This is a genomic window from Streptomyces fagopyri (assembly GCF_009498275.1).
GTDB lineage: Bacteria > Actinomycetota > Actinomycetes > Streptomycetales > Streptomycetaceae > Streptomyces > Streptomyces fagopyri.
This window is the reverse complement of record NZ_CP045643.1, coordinates 7,060,750-7,078,058: the sequence shown is the minus strand read 5'-3', so window position 1 is coordinate 7,078,058 and position 17,309 is coordinate 7,060,750. Positions and strand designations below refer to the sequence as shown.

The following is a 17,309-nucleotide window of genomic DNA, read 5'->3' as shown; positions in this document are numbered from 1 at the left end:
ACAGTTACAGCAGACCTCGCGCAGGGTAAATACACGCGCACCAAACGGACTTGGGGGCTTCATGACGAGACCGGCAGTCAGCCGCGAGACGGTCCTCGACGCCGCCGGGACCCTGGTGAGGCGACACGGTCCAAACGCCCTGACGATGCGCAGGCTCGCGGCCGAACTGGGCACGGCGGTCACCTCGATCTACTGGCACGTCGGCAACCGCGAGTCCCTGCTCGACGCACTGGTCGAGCGGACCGTCGCCGACCTCGGCGAGATCCGGCCCACCGGACGCACCCCGGCGGCGCGCGTCGTGTCGGTGGCCCGCGTCCTGCGCCGGCAACTGCGCGAGCACCCGCACCTCATCGCGATGGTGCACGAACGCGGGCTGACGGAGCGGATGTTCCTGCCCGCGCAGCAGGCGCTGGTGCGCGAGGTGCACGCCGCGGGGCTGCGGGGCGCGCGCGCCGCCCAGGTCGTACGGGCCGTGCAGTTCCAGGTCGTCGGGCACGTCCTGGTCGAACGCAACCGCGAGCGTGCTCCGGCGCAGCGTCCCGGCGAGGAGGAGCTGTGGGGGGCGCGCACCGCCGAGCGCGACCCGGCGCTCGCGCGGGCGCTGGCGGGACCGGTCGACACCGAGCGGCTGTTCACGGCGTCCGTCAAGGCGCTGGTGACCGGGTTGTTGACGCCGTAGGGGGCGGGCGGCCCCGGTGGGCGCGCGAAGTCCGGGGGCGGGCGGCCCCTGCCGGGTGCGCGGAGTCCGGGGGCGGGGCTGTCGGTCGTGGCCCGTATCCTCAGTGACCATGCTCGAAGACCTGACGACCGCAGCGTCCCCAGCCCCCTGGCCGGCCGCGTATCCGCAGGGGTACGCGGTCGTCGACGTGGAGACCACCGGCCTGGCCCGGGACGACCGGATAATCTCGGCCGCCGTCTACCGGCTGGACGCGCGCGGCGAGGTCGAGGACCACTGGTACACGACGGTCAACCCGGAGCGGGACCCGGGCCCGGTGTGGATCCACGGTCTGACGAGCGACGTGCTCGAAGGCGCCCCGCTCTTCCCGGACATCGCCGAGGAGTTCGCCGACCGGCTCGCCGGCCGCGTCCTCGTCGCGCACAACGCCGTCTTCGACTGGTCGATGATCGCGCGGGAGTACGCGCGCGCCGAGCGTGAGGCGCCGGTGCGTCAGCGGCTGTGCACCATCGCGCTCTCCAAGGAGCTGCGCCTTCCGCTGCCCAACCACAAGCTGGAGTCGCTGGCCGCGCACTTCGGTGTCGTGCAGCAGCGCGCGCACCACGCGCTGGACGACGCGCGGGTGCTGGCGGAGGCGTTCCGGCCGAGCCTGCGGGCGGCCGCCCGCGAGGGGATCCGGCTGCCGTTGCTGGAGTGCCGGCCGCTCAAGGAGTGGTCGGAGAGCCCCGCGGGGCCCCGCATCGGGCGGCAGTCCGGCGGGTACGGCAGCGGGTCCTCCGGGGGCGGGTACGGGGGCGGCGGCGGGGGCGGCTATCCGTCGGGGAGTTGGCGCCCCTCACGCAAACGTCCCGCATGCCCCTATCCCAACCCAGGGCGTTACGAAACGGGTGAACCGCTCAAGCAGGGCATGCGGGTGGCGTTCTCCGGGGACACGTCGGTCGACCGCGAGCTGCTGGAGGACCGCGCCGTAGAGGCCGGCCTGCACGTGGCGACGAGCCTGTCCCGGCTGACCAGCCTGCTCGTCACGAACGATCCGGACTCCAGCACGTCCAAGGTGGTCAAGGCCAGACAGTTCGGCACGCCGGTGATCGACGAGGCCGCGTTCGGACAGCTGCTGCGGGACGTGGAACCGGCACCGGGGAAGTGACACCGCGCACCGCCGGCGCACCCACCGGTGACCGGCGCACGCGGCGATGCCGGGCGCACGGACGAGTGGCTCACGAAGCCGCCGGTCACCCACCGGCGCGCAAGCAGCTCGCGGAGCCACCGGTGACCGACCGGCGTACGAGCAGCTCGCGAAGCGCCCGTGACCGACCGGCGTACGAGTGACCGATCGACGTACCGGCTGCCGCACTCGTCCGGACCCGTCGGCTGCCGCCGCGCGCCGCGGCGGACCGGTGACCGACGGACGTATGCGCGACAGACCGACGTACGGGTGATTGGCGCGCGACTCGCCCCGCGCCCGCTCGCCGGTGCCGCGTCGGCCCCGCACCCTGTGGCGCATGGCGAGATGCGAAGTATGCGGCAATGACTACGGCATGACGTTCGAGGTGCACGCGCAGGGCGCGGTGCACGTCTTCGACTGCTTCTCCTGCGCGATCCACCGGATGGCCCCGATCTGCGAGCACTGTCGTGTCCAGATCATCGGCCAGGGCGTCGAGGTCGAGGGCCACTGGTTCTGCGGAGCCCACTGCGCCCGCGCGGAGGGGAGGGTGGGGATCGTCGACAAGGTGTGACACGGGGCGCGGCCCTCGGCGGGACCCTCCCGTCGAGGGCCGAATCATGCCGAGTAACGTCAATGGGGTGTACCGCTTCCTGTTGTCCCGGCAGTGGGTGATTCTCACCCTCGTGGCCCTCGCCCTCATCCCGACGATGATCAAGCTGGGCTTCTGGCAGCTGCACCGGCACGAGCACAAGGTCGCGCTGAACGCGGTGATCTCCGCCTCGCTGTCCGCGAAGCCCGTGCCGGCCGAGTCGCTCACCGCGCCGGGGAAGGTAGTCGCGCACGACGACCTGTACCGCCGGGTGACCGCCGAGGGGACCTACGACACCGCGCACGAGGTCGTCGTACGGCGCCGTACCAACGCCGACGGCGAGGTCGGCTTCCACGTCCTGACCCCCTTCGACCTGGACGACGGCCGGGTACTGATGGTCAACCGCGGCTGGATCCCGGCGAACGGCGCGCAGACCGCGTTCCCGAAAATCCCGGCGCCCGCGAAGGGCGAGGTCACCGTCACCGGACGGCTGATGCCGGACGAGACGAGCGGCGCCAGCGGAATCAAGAACGTCGCGGGGCTGCCCGACCGTCAGGTCATGCTGATCAGCAGCGGGCAGCAGGCGAAGAGCCTCGGCAAGCGGGTCCTGGGCGGATACATCGAGCAGACCGCACCCGCCTCCAAGGGGGACTCGCCCGAACTGCTCCCTGACCCCGAGCACAACGACATCGGCCCGCACATGGCGTACGCGATCCAGTGGTGGCTCTTCTCCGCGGGCGTCCCGGTGGGCTGGGTGGTCCTGGTCCGCCGCGAGCGCCGTGACCGCGCGACGGCCGCCACCGCCGAGACGGCCCCGGAACCGGCCCCGGCCGCCGTGTAGGCCACGCGGGAACGGCCCCGAACCGTCCCGGCCGGCCGTCCCCGCGAGTGTTTCTCCCCGCCCCGCGCCGCCGGCGGTCCGCGGCGCGACGTCCTGCGCGTCACCCGGTCGGCCCCCGACCCGATTGGCCCCGGCCCATGGCGGGAACCCGCCCCACGTGCACCCACGTATCGAGGACTACGCGCTCATCGGGGACGAACAGACGGCCGCACTGGTGGGCCGGGACGGGTCGATCGACTGGCTATGCGTGCCACGGTTCGACTCGGCCGCCTGTTTCGCCGCGATGCTCGGCGACGAGAACAACGGCCACTGGCGGATCGCACCCAAGGGGGCGGGCCCCTGTACCCGGCGCGCGTACCGGCCGGACTCCCTGGTGCTCGACTCGGAATGGGAGACGGAGGACGGCGCGGTCCGGGTGACCGACTTCATGCCACAGCGCGACAAGGCGCCCGACCTCATCCGCATCGTGGAGGGCCTCAGCGGCCGCGTCACGGTGCAGAGCACCCTGCGGCTGCGCTTCGACTACGGCTCCGTCGTACCGTGGATGCGCAAGTCGGACGGCCACCGGGTGGCGGTCGCGGGCCCGGACTCGGTGTGGCTGCGCAGCGAACCCGAGGTACGGACCTGGGGCAAGGACTTCCGTACGCTCTCGGAGTTCACCGTGGAGGCGGGCGAGAAGGTCGCCTTCGTACTGACCTGGCATCCCTCGCACTGGTCGCGCCCGCCGCTCATCGACCCGTTCGAGGCGCTGCGGTGCAGCGTCGCCGACTGGCAGGCGTGGGCCGCGCGCTGCCGCTACGACGGCCCGTACCGGGACGTCGTGGTCCGCTCCCTGATCACCCTCAAGGCCCTCACCTACGCGCCGACGGGCGGCATCGTGGCGGCCCCCACCACCTCCCTCCCGGAGGAACTGGGCGGCGTCCGCAACTGGGACTACCGCTACTGCTGGCTGCGCGACTCCACGCTCACCCTCGGCGCGCTGCTCGCGGCCGGGTACCACGAGGAGGCCGAGGCCTGGCGCGACTGGCTGCTGCGCGCGGTCGCGGGCGACCCGGCCGACCTGCAGATCATGTACGGGCTCTCCGGCGAACGCCGGCTGCCCGAGTTCGAGCTGCCGTGGCTGCGCGGCTTCGCCGGTTCGTACCCGGTCCGGATCGGCAACGAGGCGGTGAAGCAGCTGCAACTGGACGTGTACGGCGAGGTCATCGACTCGCTCGAACTGGCCCGGCGTTCGGGCCTGCCGTCCAAACCGCACATGTGGCGGCTGCAGTGCGCGCTGATGGACTTCCTGCGGACCGCCTGGCGGCAGCCCGACGAGGGGATCTGGGAGGTGCGCGGCCCCCGCCGGCACTTCGTGTACTCGAAGGTGATGGCCTGGGTAGCCGCCGACCGCGCCGTACGCACCCTGGAGGCGGACCCGGGGCTCACCGGCGACCTGGACGGCTGGCGCGAGATGCGCGACGAGGTGCACAAGGAGGTGTGCGAGCGCGGGTTCGACGCCGAGCGGAACACCTTCACGCAGTCGTACGGTTCACGCGAGCTGGACGCGTCGCTGCTGCTCATCCCGCGCGCCGGTTTCCTGCCGCCGGACGATCCGAGGGTCGTCGGCACCATCGACGCGGTCCGCGCGGAACTCGAACGCGACGGCTTCCTGCTGCGCCGCTACAGCGAGGAGGGCACGGACGTCGACGGCCTGCCGGGCGGCGAGGGCGCCTTCCTCGTCTGTTCGTTCTGGCTCGCCGACGCACTGGAGATGACGGGCCGTACGCGCGAGGCCCGCGAGCTGTTCGAGCGGCTGATCGGGCTCGCCAACGACGTGGGGCTGCTCGCCGAGGAGTACGACCCCGTGGGGCGCCGCCAGCTCGGCAACTTCCCGCAGGCCTTCAGCCACCTCGGCCTGGTGGGTACCGCGTTCAACCTGTTCGGGGGCGAGAGCACAAAGACGACGGGAGGGGCCGGACAGGCGGAATGACGGGATGGGGGAGGATGGGTGCCATGGATCTTGGACTGAAGGACCGTGTGTACGTCGTCACGGGAGCCACCCGTGGTCTGGGCAACGCCGCCGCGCGCGAACTCACCGCCGACGGCGCGAAGGTGATCGTCTCGGGACGCGACGAGAAGAGCGCCGCCGACGCCGCTTCCGTGCTCGGCCCGAACGCGGTCGGGGTGGCGGCCGACAACGCCGACCCGCGGACCCCCGCCCGGCTGATCGCGGCGGCCCGCGAGCACTTCGGCGGATTCGACGGCATCCTCGTCAGCGTCGGCGGCCCGCCGCCCGGGTTCGCCGCGGACACCACGGACGAGCAGTGGACGGCCGCGTACGAGTCCGTGTTCCTGGGCGCGGTCCGGCTGGCCCGCGCGGCCGCCGCGGAGCTGGGTGACGGCGGCGTCGTGGGCTTCGTCCTGTCGGCCTCGGTGCACGAGCCGATCCCCGGACTGACCATCTCCAACGGTCTGCGTCCGGGGCTCGCCGGCTTCGCCAAGTCCCTCGCCGACGAGCTGGGCCCGCGGGGCGTCCGCGTGGTCGGTCTGCTCCCGTCCCGCATCGACACGGACCGCGTCCGCGAGCTCGACGGTCTCTCCGCCGACCCGGAGGCCACCCGGGCGGCCAACGAGGCCCGCATCCCGCTGCGCCGGTACGGCACCCCGGAGGAGTTCGGCCGCACGGCGGCCTTCCTGCTCTCCCCCGCGGCGTCCTACCTGACGGGCATCATGCTGGCGGTGGACGGCGGCATGCGGCACGGGTTCTAGCGCCAGCCGTCGGAATCGAACGCCGGACGGGCTGAAATCTTCAGCCCGTCCGGCGTTCGAGGACGAGGCCGTCCAGGCCGAAGCGGGGAGTTCCACCCGCACCGGGCCTCGCCGGTCCGGGTGTCGGTACCACGGACACCGGCGGCTCCTGGCGGTCGGCGGGCCCTCGGCCCGCGCTGTCATCCGGTGGGGCCCGGCCCCCACCGTCCGGCTCAACTCACGCGTTCCGCACGGTGCTTGACCGCGCGGAGCCGTACCTCCGCGGGGAGCGCGGCCAGGCCCGCCGAGTCGCGGGCGTGCGCGAGCGCTTCCGTCGTGAGCAGGTGCAGCGTGTGTCCGGGGTCCACATGGGGTTCCAGCAGAAGCCGCACCCGTGCGCCCGGAGCGCCCCGCTTCCCGGTCAGCTGCGCCTGGGCGTGCGCGACGCCGTCCAGACGCCCGGCGTCCTCCGCCAGTACGCCCTCCAGGGCCCGGCCGCGCAGCAGCGCGCCCTCACCGTCGCCGACGTCGACGAGCACCTCCGTCAGCCGGCGCCGGCGCAGCACGGCCGCCAGCCACCACAGCGCGAGCAGGACGAGCACCGCGAGCGCGCCGATGACGGCCGGCCACCACCAGCCCTGGTCCCGCCAGCGGGTCCGCGCGGCGTCGCTCAGCAGCACGTCGTGCCGCCCGTCGTGGATCCACCAGGAGGGCGGCCGCACACCCAGTCCGACGGCGAGCACGGAGCCGCCGAGAACGACCAGGGCGAGCCCGACGACTCCCAGCAGCACCCGGTTGACGATCCTGAGCACCGTACTCACCCCTTCCGTCCGGGACGCTTCACATGCACCGACAGCCCGGGGGGCCGGGAGAGCCCGAGCCCCCTGATGCCGTCGGCGAGTGTGGCGTCCAGGTCGGCACGTACGTCGTCGAGTTCGCGGAAGTGCGAGACCGCGTGGACGTCCACGGTGCGCCGGCCCGTACGCACCCTGGCCGACTGCACCCCGGAGACCTCCATGGCCCGGTCGCGCAGTGCCGTCGCGGCGGCGTCCCGGTGCAGCCCGGCCCGTACGTCGTGGTGGGTGCGCCGCATCGGCAGCACCCCGCGCAGTCCCGGGGTCACCGCGAGGACGATCAGCCAGAGCCCGAGGGCCGCGGCGATCCCGGCGCCGACGAGTACCCAGGTGTCGTCCAGAGGGCGTTCGGCCAGTTGCCGGGCGAGAGATCCGCGCCAGCGCATCGCGGGCCGGTGGGCCCGGACGGCCGCGACGTCGTACAGGAAGGCGCCCGCGCCGATCAGGAGGACCAGCGCGACGATCCCCGCGGGGACGCGGCGCGGCGACCAGAACCGTCCCTGGCCGCCGTCCTCCTCGCCGAGGGGGCGCGCGAGATCGTGGGAGTCCGCCGGCGCGGACCGGTCGAGCGCGTCCGCGGGCGGCTTCTCCATCACGGGCAGACGTCGGGTCGTGCCTGTCGTGCCTGTCGTGCCTGTCGTACCGGCCGCGCCGGCCGTGCTGTCGGAGCCCTGGGGCTCGCTCATTGCGTCCTCCCCTGTGCCACGCCGGGTACCGGTACCAGGTGCAGCCGTTCCACCTGGACGGTCACCTCCGGCACTTCCATCCCCGTCAACGCGCTTACCCGCTCCTCGACATGACAACGCACCGCTTTGCAGCGGGCCCCGATGTCGGTGGGATAGGCGAGTTCGAGGTGGAGACGGACACGGGCGCTGTCATGGCGCACGACGACCGTCGCGTGCGGAGGCGCGGCGTCCGGGGGCAGCGGCCCGAGGGCCTCGCGGGCCGCCTGTGCTGCGGTCTTCGCCACGACACGGTCGGCGATCCGGGTCGCTCCGCGCTCGGCGGGCACGACGACCGTCGAAGGCCGCCCGGTGCCGCCCGCCGGGCCGGTCACGGGTGTCACCGCCGCCGGTCGTCACGCGGACGGAAGAGGGCCCCGAGGTCCAGGTCCCCTTCGACGTACCGTCCGACGACGAAGCCGACGGCTCCCAGGGCGGCCACGAGCAGGAAAGCCCCGAATCCTCCGAAGTACCCGGCGAAGCCCAGCGCCATTCCGGCGATCATGCCGATCACGGCCAAGCTCATGTGCGCTCCTCAGCAGTTCGGTGGCCGGGTCCGGTCACTGGAGACGCGACTCCGGCTCCTCGTCCTCTTCATCGGGAAGCTTCACGTCACTCACGGCGATGTTGACCTCGACGACCTCAAGGCCCGTCATGCGCTCCACGGCGGTGATCACGTTCTCCCGGACCGCGCGGGCCACGTCCGCGATCGACACCCCGTACTCGACGACGATCTCCAGGTCCAGGGCGGTCTGCACCTCGCCGACCTCGGCCTTGACGCCCCTCGCGACGGCCTTCGAGCTGCCCGGGACCCGGTCGCGCACCGCCCCGAAGGTGCGGCTCAGGCCACTGCCCATGGCGTGCACGCCGAGCACGTCCCTGGCGGCGAGTCCGGCGATCTTCTCCACGACGCCGTCCGCGATGGTGGTCCGTCCCCGGGTGGCGGGATCGCCGCCGCCGCGCCGGGTGGTCCTACGCGTCTGGGGCGTCTCGCCCTCGGGGCTCTCCGACCGGTTCCGCTCCGTCATGTCGGTCATCGCCGCACGTCCCTTTCGGTCGTCCTCCTCCGCCCACACTAAGTGCGCTTACGCGATTGCGCGCCAGGGATACGGCAGGCTGGAGGAATGACGGCGGAGCGATGGACCCGGGCGGTAGGACAGCGGCTCGGGCTGGGGCGACTCCTCCCTCTCGGCCACCGCCGCGACGGCGCGTGGATCACCGAGGAGGCGGCCGGCGCGGTGCTGCGGCGGGCGGCGGCCGGCGTCCCCGGTGTCCGGCTCGGCGCGCTGCGGGTCTCCCTCACGGACCCTGAACAGACGTACGAGCCCGCGGTGCCGCCTCCGCCGGGCGCGCTGCCGCCGGGTCCGCTCCGCGTCACCGGGGAGTTCGCCGCGTCGGCGGACCCGTCGGCGCCGGGCGGCGAACCGCTCCCGGCTGCGGCGGCCCGGTTGCGTTCGGCCCTGGCCGCGGCGGCGACGGAGCGTCTGGGGCTCATGGTCACGGAGGTGGACCTGCGGGTGACGGGACTGCTGGACACCGACGCGCCGCCCCCGGTCGCCGTGGACCACGGCGACCGGGGTCCGGCCGAACCGGGCCCGGCCGGCGGGCGGGCGCCGGTGGGCGGGCCGATCGCGGGTGCGGGGCCCGGTCCGGTCGGCGGGGCCGACTCGGCCGAGGTGGCGCGTGTGACGGCCGCCGTCCTGTCCGTCCCGGGTGTGGACGGTCTGGCGGGCGCGCTGGGCCGTCCGGTCCGCTTCGCCGAGGTCCGCGGTACGGACCCGGCGCTGCCGCGCCGTCACGTCCGGGTCGAGGTCGCGGTCTCGGCCGCCGGACGGGCGGCCGACGTCGCTCGGGCGGTCAGGGCCCGCGTCGCCGAGGCCCTGCCGGATGTCCCGTCGGTGGCCGTACTGGTCACCGACGTGCGTTGACGGCGCGTCGGTGTCCGGCGACGCGGGGGACCGAGCGAGCGACCCCTCTCCCGCCCCGCCGCCGCAGGACGGTCTCAGTCCCCCACGCCGGCGAGGTCCCGCAGGCGCCGGGCCTGGGCGGCGCGCTCGGCGCGGCGCTGCTCCTCGTACGTGCGCTCCCGCGCCCCCCGCAGCAGCGCCTTGGTCTCGATGACGGCGTCGCGCGGCGCCGCGAGCAGGGCGGCGGCGAGGTCCCGTACCGCGTCGTCGAGCTCGCCGGCCGCGACCGCGAGGTTGGCGAGACCGGTGCGCTCGGCCTCCTCTGCCGCCACGACGCGGCCCGTCGCGCAGATCTCCAGCGCGCGGGCGTAGCCGACCAGGCCGACCAGCGGGTGCGTCCCGGTGAGGTCGGGCACGAGCCCGAGGCTGGTCTCGCGCATGGCGAACTGCACGTCGTCGGCGACGACGCGCAGGTCACAGGCGAGGGCGAGCTGGAACCCGGCTCCGATAGCGTGCCCCTGCACGGCGGCGATGGACACGACGTCGCTGCGCCGCCACCAGGTGAACGCCTCCTGGTACTCGGCGATGGTCGCGTCGAGTTCGGCATCCGTACCGCGCGCGAGGTCGATGAACGACGGCTCGCCGTCGAAGCCCTCGGGCGTGAACGCCTGCCGGTCGAGTCCGGCCGAGAACGACTTGCCCTCGGCGCGCAGGACGACCACCCGGACGGTGCCCGGCAGTGACCGTCCGGCCTCCGTCAACGCCCGCCACAGAGCGGGACTCTGGGCGTTGCGCTTGGCCGCGTTGGTCAGCGTCACCGTGGCGATCGCGTCGTCGACGGTGAGCCGTACGCCGTCCTTGTCGAGTACCGGGTCGAGATCCTTGTCGAGCGAAGCCATGGGCTGCCTCCGGTGGGTGCGGTCCGATCAGGCGCGTACCCGCGAGGGAACACACCTAAGTGACTGCACAGTAACCACCCGGTCGATCACCCGACCGACCGGGTGGTCACCACCGAAGCCGATGGGGACGCCCGGCCTCAGGCCGAGGCGGCCTTCTTGCCCCTCGTCGCTCCGCCACGCCCACGAAGCGTGACGCCCGACTCGCTGAGCATCCGGTGCACGAAGCCATACGAACGGCCGGTCTCTTCGGCCAGCGCTCGGATGCTCGCACCGGAGTCGTACTTCTTCTTCAGGTCTGCCGCGAGCTTGTCGCGCGCGGCGCCGGTTACCCGGCTGCCCTTCTTCAGAGTCTCGGCCACCCGTGCCTCCTCATGGGAAGTGCGCTCTGGACTTCTCATGATCACCCCTCAAGGGCTTCATGGCCAGCCATTCGGCAAGGTCCGTGAGACAAGGTTTTGACGACAGGAGCCCGTCCCCACGAATGGAATCATGGGTTCCGCACTGGTCCGTCCGTACGGCCGAACAGGTTCTTCAGCAAAGTGCCAGGTCAGCGACGCGCGACGGCCGAGCCCTTGGGAACAAGGGACTCGGCCGCGAAATCGATGTACGACACACCTCGGTACGAGGAGATCTCACACAGATGATGGATCACGGATCGGCCGAATGATCCATACGCAGTGGATCAGCCATTCGATCACGTCGTGCTGACGGCCGCCCCGGGGCACCCCATCGGGTCCCGGCGGGCCGCACAAGGGCTCGGGCGAGCACTCGGGCAAGCACTCGGGCGAGCCGCTCAGGCGAGGGCGACCAGGTCCGCGTAGTCGGCGCCCCACAGGTCCTCGACACCGTCCGGCAGCAGGATGATCCGCTCCGGCTGGAGCGCCTCGACGGCGCCCTCGTCGTGAGTGACGAGGACGACGGCGCCCTTGTACGTGCGCAGCGCGCCGAGGATCTCCTCGCGGCTGGCCGGGTCGAGGTTGTTCGTCGGCTCGTCGAGGAGGAGGACGTTCGCGGAGGAGACCACCAGGGTCGCGAGCGCGAGACGGGTCTTCTCGCCGCCGGAGAGGACCCCGGCGGGCTTGTCGACGTCGTCGCCGGAGAACAGGAACGAGCCGAGCGTCTTGCGGACCTCGACCAGGTCGAGGTCCGGGGCGGCGGAGCGCATGTTCTCCAGCACCGTGCGCTCGGGGTCGAGGGTCTCGTGCTCCTGCGCGTAGTAGCCGAGCTTGAGTCCGTGTCCCTCGACGACCCCGCCGGTGTCAGGGGTCTCGACGCCGCCGAGCAGCCGCAGGAGGGTCGTCTTGCCCGCGCCGTTCAGGCCGAGGATGACGACGCGGGAGCCCTTGTCGATGGCCAGGTCGACGTCGGTGAAGATCTCCAGGGAGCCGTACGACTTCGACAGTCCCTCCGCCATGAGCGGGGTCTTGCCGCAGGGGGCGGGCTCGGGGAAGCGCAGCTTGGCGACCTTGTCGGAGACACGGACGGCGTCCAGTCCGGCGAGCAGCCGGTCGGCGCGCTTGGCCATGTTCTGCGCGGCGACGGTCTTGGTGGCCTTGGCGCGCATCTTGTCGGCCTGGGCGTTGAGCGCCGCGGCCTTCTTCTCGGCGTTCTGCCGCTCGCGCTTGCGGCGCTTCTCGTCGGCCTCGCGCTGCTGCTGGTAGAGCTTCCAGCCCATGTTGTAGACGTCGATCTGGGCGCGGTTGGCGTCCAGGTAGAAGACCTTGTTGACGACCGTCTCGACGAGGTCGACGTCGTGGGAGATCACGATGAAGCCGCCGCGGTACGTCTTCAGGTAGTCGCGCAGCCAGACGATCGAGTCGGCGTCGAGGTGGTTCGTCGGCTCGTCGAGCAGGAGCGTGTCGGCGTCCGAGAAGAGGATGCGGGCCAGCTCGATACGGCGCCGCTGACCGCCGGAGAGCGTGTGCAGGGGCTGGCCGAGCACGCGGTCGGGCAGGTTGAGCGCGGCGGCGATGGTGGCGGCCTCGGCCTCGGCGGAGTACCCGCCCTTGGTGAGGAACTCCGTCTCCTGGCGCTCGTACTGCCGCATGGCCTTGTCGCGGGTGGCTCCCGAGCCGTTGGCGATGCGCTGTTCGTTCTCCCGCATCTTGCGCAGGAGGGTGTCCAGGCCGCGCGCGGACAGGACGCGGTCGCGGGCGAGTACGTCGAGGTCGCCGGTGCGCGGGTCCTGCGGCAGGTAGCCGACCTCGCCCGAGCGGGCGACGTTGCCCGCGGCCGGCATGCCCTCTCCCGCGAGGACCTTGGTGAGGGTCGTCTTGCCGGCGCCGTTGCGCCCGACCAGGCCGATGCGGTCGCCCTTGGTGATGCGGAAGGTGGCGGACTCGATGAGGATGCGGGCGCCGGCGCGCAGCTCGATACCGGAGGCGGAGATCACGGACAGACTCCTGGGCAGGGTCGTTGGCGGGGTGGGCGGCTGAGGACGTTCCCGCCGTCTAATGCGCGAGGAGAATGGCCATGGGCCAAGTCTAACGGGGCGGTGCAACCACTTTTCCGGGGTGCGGGTGCCCGGCACCGCGGCTTTGGTCCCGCCGTCCGTTGCCCAGCGGCGCGCGGTGCGGGGCGACGATGCCCAGGTCGTCCACCGCGACGAGCCCGGCCGTCCAGCGGTCCTCGGCGGGGCAGGGCCGCGCGATCAGGAGCACCGCACCGTGACGAACGGCACGTGCGGGCACGAAACGGCAGCCGGGCCGGGCGGGCAGGATCCAGCGCAGATCGCCGTCGGCGACACGGTAGGCGGCGACGCGCTCGGGGGTGATCACGGCGAGCATGCCGTCGCCCAGGAGCCGCAGCACGCCGGTCGCCCCGTGGTCCGCGAGCCACCGGGTGGTCCCGGGCAGGGCCCGGTGCCGGCGGACGGCGCTCCCGTCGTGGCGCGTGGTGTCGGTGACCAGCCCGTCGTCCCAGAGCGCGATCGCGTGCCCGCGCGCGGGCAGCACGGCCAGCGGGCGGTGGCCCTCACGCGCGTACGTCCAGCGGGCGCGGCCGGTCGCCGCGTCGTAGGCCTCGACGGCCCCGCCGGCCGTCCGCAGCGGGGGCCGCGACGGCGGCGGGGTGCCCCGCGCGTGGTCCACGCGCGCGTGCGGCGCGAGCCGGTCCCCGTAGGGGGCCGGACGTGCCTGGTGGACCACGGTGAGCAGCAGCGCGACGGCGACGAGGAGCGGGGCGCGAGCCCTACGACGACGGGCCGCGGAGGGAGGCGGCCCGGGCGCCTTCCCGCTCCCGTCCGCCGGGGCGGGCCGAGCGGAACGGGCGGTCCGTGGCGTCTCGGCCGGCCATAGCGCCTCGGCGACCCCTGCGGACTCGCCGGCCCGTGCCGACTCGGCGGTCTGTGACGACTCACCGACCCGTGCCGACCCACCGGTCCGTGACGACCCACCGGTCCGTGACGACTCGCCGGTCCGTGACGACTCAGTGATCCGTGGCGAATCAGTGATCCGTGGCGACTCGGCGGTCCCTCCGGAGCTGCCGTCGCCGCCGACGACGGTCGCCACAGAACCCGCGGTCCGTTCGGACCGCGTCGCCTCTACCGGCACAGTGCCCACCCCTTGTCCCCTCCTCCGCCCCTGCCCGGGCTCCGGCGCAGAGCGTAGGGGTGTCCCGGCGGGGCCTCGCCGGGACACACGCGAGCGGCCGCCGGAGGTCCCCCGTTCGGCCCTCCGCCCGGAGCCGGGCCGCCCCGGGCGTACGAGGATGGCGGCACGGAGCGACCCGCGCGGCCGTACGCGGAGGATGGTGGGCCCATGCAGTTCGACGACGACGCCGACCTGGACACCTCCGAGGTGCAGGACGTGCGCGGCAGCCGCATCCCCGGTGGCCGGGCGACCGTCGGTGGCGGCATCGCCGGCCTGATCGCGCTGCTGCTCGGGCTGTTCTTCGGCGTGGGACCCGACCAGCTCGGGCTCTCCTCCGGCAACGACCAGCCCGCGGCGACCTCCTCCTCGCTCGACCAGATCAAGGAGACGTGCCGGACGGGGCGGGACGCGAACGCCAAGGAGGACTGCCGCGTCGTGGCCGTGGTCAACAGCGTGCAGGACTTCTGGACACAGGAGTTCGCCCGGCGCGACGGGGTGTACACCCGCTCGCCGACCGTCTTCTTCAGCAACCGGGTGGCCACCGCGTGCGGCACCGCGACCTCGGCCGTCGGGCCCTTCTACTGCCCCGCCGACCGCAAGGTCTACGTGGACCTGGGCTTCTTCGACGACCTGCGGACCAAGTTCGGCTCCAGTGGCGGTCCGTTCGCGCAGGCCTACGTGGTCGCGCACGAGTACGGGCACCACGTGCAGGACCTGATGGGGACGCTGGGCCGGGCCCAGGACGGCGTCTCGGGCGCGACCAGCAACTCGGTGAAGGTGGAACTGCAGGCCGACTGCTACGCCGGGGTGTGGGCGCACCACGCGACGACGACGAAGGACCCGGCGACGGGCAGGCCGCTGCTCAGCAGTCTCACCGCGGCCGACATCCGCGACGGGCTCGACGCGGCGGCGGCCGTCGGCGACGACCGTATCCAGCAGAAGTTCCAGGGGCGGGTGACACCGGAGACCTGGACGCACGGCTCGGCCGCGCAGCGCCAGCAGTGGTTCTACCAGGGCTACCGCACCGGTGACATGGCGCAGTGCAACACCTTCCGCTGACGCACCGGTCCGGCTCGCGGGGGCGTTGTCAGTGGCCGGTGCGAGACTGTGGGGCAGGTCACATTCCGGCGGCGGGACGAGAAGGAGTGGTCGTATGGCGGGCATGGACGGCGGACGTCCGAGCATCTACCCGACACTGCTGTACGCGGACGCGAAGGCGGCCATCCGGCAGCTCACGGAGGCCTTCGGCTTCACCGAGCTGTCGGTGTACGAGAGCGAGGACGGCACGGTGATGCACGCCGAGCTGGTCCAGGGCGCCGGAGCGGTGATGCTCGGTTCCAAGGGCCGCGGGGGCGTCTTCGACACCGCGATGAAGGACGCCGGCCCCACCGGGGTGTACGTGGTCGTGGACGACGTCGACGCGCACCACCAGCGCGCCGTGGACCATGGCGCGGAGATCCTGATGCCCCCGACCGACCAGGACTACGGCTCGCGGGACTATCTGGCCCGCGACGCCGAGGGCAACGTCTGGAGCTTCGGCACGTACGCGCCGGAGTCCGGCGCCTAGGCCACCGCTCAGCTCCCTCCGGTGTGCACCTGGAAGGCGGCCCGGCGGACGGCCTTGGCGAGCGCCGGGTCCGGGTGCGCGGCCGCGAGCGCGACCAGGACCTGGACGGTGCGGGGGTGCCCGACGGCGCGCACCTCGTCGAGGAGCGCGGGCACGGTCGGCTGCACGGCGGACTCCAGGTGCCGCACGAGAAGCGGCGCCTCGCCGTGGTCGGCGACCGCGGCGGCGGTGTCGACCCACAACCAGGTGGACTCCTGGCGGGTGAGGACCTCGTGGGCGTCCTCCGGGTCGTGGCCGTCGTGCTCGGCGAGCCAGAGCAGCGCGTAGGGGCGCAGCCAGCTCTCCTCGGCCACGGAGCGCACATCGGGCTCGGCGGGGGCGCCGACCACGCGCAGAGCCTCGAAGGCGAGTCCGCGGGTGAGGGCGTCCTCGCCCCGGGCGGCGGCCAGGAGTTCGGTGACGGCGCTGCCGACCGGGCGGGCGGCGAGCCAGGCGCGGTACTCGGCGCGGGCCGCGTTCGGGCGCAGCTGGGCGCAGCCGCGGAGCATGTCCGCGGCGGGCTGCTCGATGTTTCCGGCGGGGCTCTGCGCCGCGACGCAGATCTGCTCCAGTTTGACCCAGACCGCCCAGCTGCCGAGCGGGGTGAGGGTGGCCTGTCCGTCGGCGCAGGTGAGCGCTCCCACGGCGGCCAGGGCGTGCAGGGCCCAGTCGAGGAGAGGGGCGAGCGGGGCGTCCGTGACCGGGGGCGCGGCGGGCTCCGGGGCGGGCTCCGGCTGGGGACCGTAGGGGATCTCGCAGCGCTCGGTGCGCAGCTCCGTGACCCGCTGTTCGAGGAGGTCGAGGAGCTGCTCCACGGGGACGGGCCCGGCGGAGAGCTGGAGGAAGGAGAGCACCTGGGGCATCGCGGAGACGACCTCGGCGACGGCGGACGCCTCTCGGTCCGCGGGCTCCGGATGGGCGAGCGACCAGGCGTCGAAGAGGGCGACCCAGCCGCGCAGGACGGCACTGTCGTCGCGGTTCCAGGCACGCAGACGCCAGCCCGGACGGGCGATGTCGCCGTGCACCTCGATGAGGCCCGCGAGGCGTGCGGTGTCCCAGTCCGCGCGGACCTGAGCCGGGGTCAGGCCCAACTCGCCGGCGGCCCGTTCGGCGGTTGCTTCGGAGAGGGTGCCCTTGTCGTCGGGGGTCGCGCCGTCGCGCCCCGGGCCGAGCATGGAGTCCGCCCAGCGGGCCACGCGGGCCGCGTCGGCGAGGCCGGTGCGTGCCATGCGGGCGAGTTCCGCCGGCGGCGGGGTGCCCTCGGGGGGCCGGGGTGCGGGTCGGCGCGAGCTGCGCTGGGTCACCGCTCGGGGGGCGGCAGCCAGGGGCCGCGGGCGGACGAGTCGGAGCCTGGAGTCGCGCGGGTTACGGGACGTCACGGGTGCAGTCTTCCGGTTGGCGGTCCGAAAACCCAAACGGAATGTCACAGCAGGCGACAGGGGTGGCCAATGCACGGGGATTTGCGGGGGCTCGACACGTGTGAGCGAGGCCCCGCGCGAGTTGGTCCGATCCGAACCGGAAGCGTGCCGGCGGCTTCGCCGGGGCGCCGCGCGGAAGTGACGGCACGATGCTCCCCGACCCCGTACGAGAAGTGCGGCAGGGCGACCCCGGTTGCCGCAGGGCGCGAACGGCAGGGCCCTCCGGGGCGCCGCGCGGGAGGAGCGATGCGGACTTCCCGGACACCGGGAGGGAGAAACGACCCGGCATTCCCGGACACCGCGCGGGAGGAG

Annotated in this window: 19 protein-coding genes; 9 read left to right on the top strand and 10 right to left on the bottom strand. The window is 73.3% G+C overall.

Going from position 1 to position 17,309, the window contains the following annotated elements:
* The first annotated feature begins 61 nt into the window (after nt 1-61).
* From GFH48_RS30580 to GFH48_RS30555, 6 genes are all read left to right on the top strand, one after another.
* On the top strand, nt 62-679 hold the full coding sequence (locus tag GFH48_RS30580; protein ID WP_153291329.1) for a TetR/AcrR family transcriptional regulator: 618 nt from the start codon (nt 62-64) through the stop codon (nt 677-679).
* A gap of 109 nt (nt 680-788) precedes the next feature.
* Complete coding sequence (locus GFH48_RS30575; RefSeq protein WP_153291328.1) at nt 789-1,823, top strand: DEDDh family exonuclease; 1,035 nt, start codon at nt 789-791, stop codon at nt 1,821-1,823.
* Nucleotides 1,824-2,178: 355 nt separating this feature from the next.
* Nucleotides 2,179-2,412: a hypothetical protein gene (locus GFH48_RS30570; protein WP_079665165.1), complete on the top strand. Its 234-nt coding sequence runs from the start codon at nt 2,179-2,181 to the stop codon at nt 2,410-2,412.
* A gap of 67 nt (nt 2,413-2,479) precedes the next feature.
* Nucleotides 2,480-3,271: an SURF1 family cytochrome oxidase biogenesis protein gene (locus GFH48_RS30565; protein WP_153293191.1), complete on the top strand. Its 792-nt coding sequence runs from the start codon at nt 2,480-2,482 to the stop codon at nt 3,269-3,271.
* A 157-nt stretch (nt 3,272-3,428) separates the two neighbouring features.
* Complete coding sequence (locus GFH48_RS30560; RefSeq protein WP_153291327.1) at nt 3,429-5,243, top strand: glycoside hydrolase family 15 protein; 1,815 nt, start codon at nt 3,429-3,431, stop codon at nt 5,241-5,243.
* Between the two features lie 23 nt (nt 5,244-5,266).
* Nucleotides 5,267-6,022, top strand: a complete 756-nt coding sequence (locus GFH48_RS30555) for an SDR family oxidoreductase (protein ID WP_153291326.1) — start codon at nt 5,267-5,269, stop codon at nt 6,020-6,022.
* A 212-nt stretch (nt 6,023-6,234) separates the two neighbouring features.
* On the opposite strand, the gene amaP is transcribed toward GFH48_RS30555, so the two are convergent.
* From amaP to GFH48_RS30530, 5 genes are read right to left on the bottom strand one after another with little or no spacing between them, the layout of a single operon-like run.
* The gene (amaP, locus tag GFH48_RS30550; RefSeq protein WP_153291325.1) at nt 6,235-6,813 is read right to left on the bottom strand and encodes an alkaline shock response membrane anchor protein AmaP; all 579 of its coding nucleotides are present in this window, start codon (nt 6,811-6,813) and stop codon (nt 6,235-6,237) included.
* A gap of 5 nt (nt 6,814-6,818) precedes the next feature.
* On the bottom strand, nt 6,819-7,541 hold the full coding sequence (locus GFH48_RS30545) for a DUF6286 domain-containing protein (RefSeq protein WP_407698675.1): 723 nt from the start codon (nt 7,539-7,541) through the stop codon (nt 6,819-6,821).
* Entirely contained in the window at nt 7,538-7,921 is a 384-nt protein-coding gene (locus GFH48_RS30540) for an Asp23/Gls24 family envelope stress response protein (RefSeq protein ID WP_381926436.1), read from the bottom strand. The genes GFH48_RS30545 and GFH48_RS30540 overlap by 4 nt, the downstream gene beginning before the upstream one ends.
* A complete protein-coding gene (locus GFH48_RS30535) occupies nt 7,918-8,103 on the bottom strand; it encodes a hypothetical protein (RefSeq protein ID WP_153291323.1) in 186 nt (61 codons plus the stop codon). The genes GFH48_RS30540 and GFH48_RS30535 overlap by 4 nt, the downstream gene beginning before the upstream one ends.
* 34 nt (nt 8,104-8,137) lie before the next feature.
* A complete protein-coding gene (locus tag GFH48_RS30530) occupies nt 8,138-8,614 on the bottom strand; it encodes an Asp23/Gls24 family envelope stress response protein (RefSeq protein ID WP_153291322.1) in 477 nt (158 codons plus the stop codon).
* 87 nt (nt 8,615-8,701) lie between these two features.
* Here GFH48_RS30530 and GFH48_RS30525 point away from each other — a divergent pair, with 87 nt between their 5' ends.
* Nucleotides 8,702-9,505 carry a nucleopolyhedrovirus P10 family protein gene (locus GFH48_RS30525; RefSeq protein ID WP_153291321.1) on the top strand — a complete coding sequence of 268 codons (804 nt, stop codon included), beginning with the start codon at nt 8,702-8,704 and terminating at the stop codon, nt 9,503-9,505.
* A gap of 74 nt (nt 9,506-9,579) precedes the next feature.
* Here GFH48_RS30525 and GFH48_RS30520 read toward each other — a convergent pair whose 3' ends face one another.
* The 4 genes from GFH48_RS30520 to GFH48_RS30505 all read right to left on the bottom strand — a co-directional run bounded on the left by GFH48_RS30520 (nt 9,580) and on the right by GFH48_RS30505 (nt 13,529).
* A complete protein-coding gene (locus tag GFH48_RS30520; RefSeq protein WP_153291320.1) occupies nt 9,580-10,383 on the bottom strand; it encodes an enoyl-CoA hydratase/isomerase family protein in 804 nt (267 codons plus the stop codon).
* 137 nt (nt 10,384-10,520) lie between these two features.
* Nucleotides 10,521-10,742 carry a helix-turn-helix domain-containing protein gene (locus tag GFH48_RS30515; protein ID WP_006123601.1) on the bottom strand — a complete coding sequence of 74 codons (222 nt, stop codon included), beginning with the start codon at nt 10,740-10,742 and terminating at the stop codon, nt 10,521-10,523.
* Nucleotides 10,743-11,176: 434 nt separating this feature from the next.
* A complete protein-coding gene (locus tag GFH48_RS30510) occupies nt 11,177-12,775 on the bottom strand; it encodes an ABC-F family ATP-binding cassette domain-containing protein (protein ID WP_153291319.1) in 1,599 nt (532 codons plus the stop codon).
* Between the two features lie 91 nt (nt 12,776-12,866).
* Entirely contained in the window at nt 12,867-13,529 is a 663-nt protein-coding gene (locus GFH48_RS30505) for a PQQ-binding-like beta-propeller repeat protein (RefSeq protein WP_194280722.1), read from the bottom strand.
* Nucleotides 13,530-14,141: 612 nt separating this feature from the next.
* Here GFH48_RS30505 and ypfJ point away from each other — a divergent pair.
* Nucleotides 14,142-15,032 carry a KPN_02809 family neutral zinc metallopeptidase gene (gene ypfJ / locus GFH48_RS30500; protein ID WP_153291318.1) on the top strand — a complete coding sequence of 297 codons (891 nt, stop codon included), beginning with the start codon at nt 14,142-14,144 and terminating at the stop codon, nt 15,030-15,032.
* A gap of 94 nt (nt 15,033-15,126) precedes the next feature.
* Complete coding sequence (locus GFH48_RS30495) at nt 15,127-15,540, top strand: VOC family protein (RefSeq protein ID WP_153291317.1); 414 nt, start codon at nt 15,127-15,129, stop codon at nt 15,538-15,540.
* An 8-nt stretch (nt 15,541-15,548) separates the two neighbouring features.
* Here the strand turns inward: GFH48_RS30495 and GFH48_RS30490 are convergent, their stop codons facing one another.
* The gene (locus GFH48_RS30490; RefSeq protein WP_194280721.1) at nt 15,549-16,958 is read right to left on the bottom strand and encodes a hypothetical protein; all 1,410 of its coding nucleotides are present in this window, start codon (nt 16,956-16,958) and stop codon (nt 15,549-15,551) included.
* Nucleotides 16,959-17,309 lie beyond the last annotated feature (351 nt).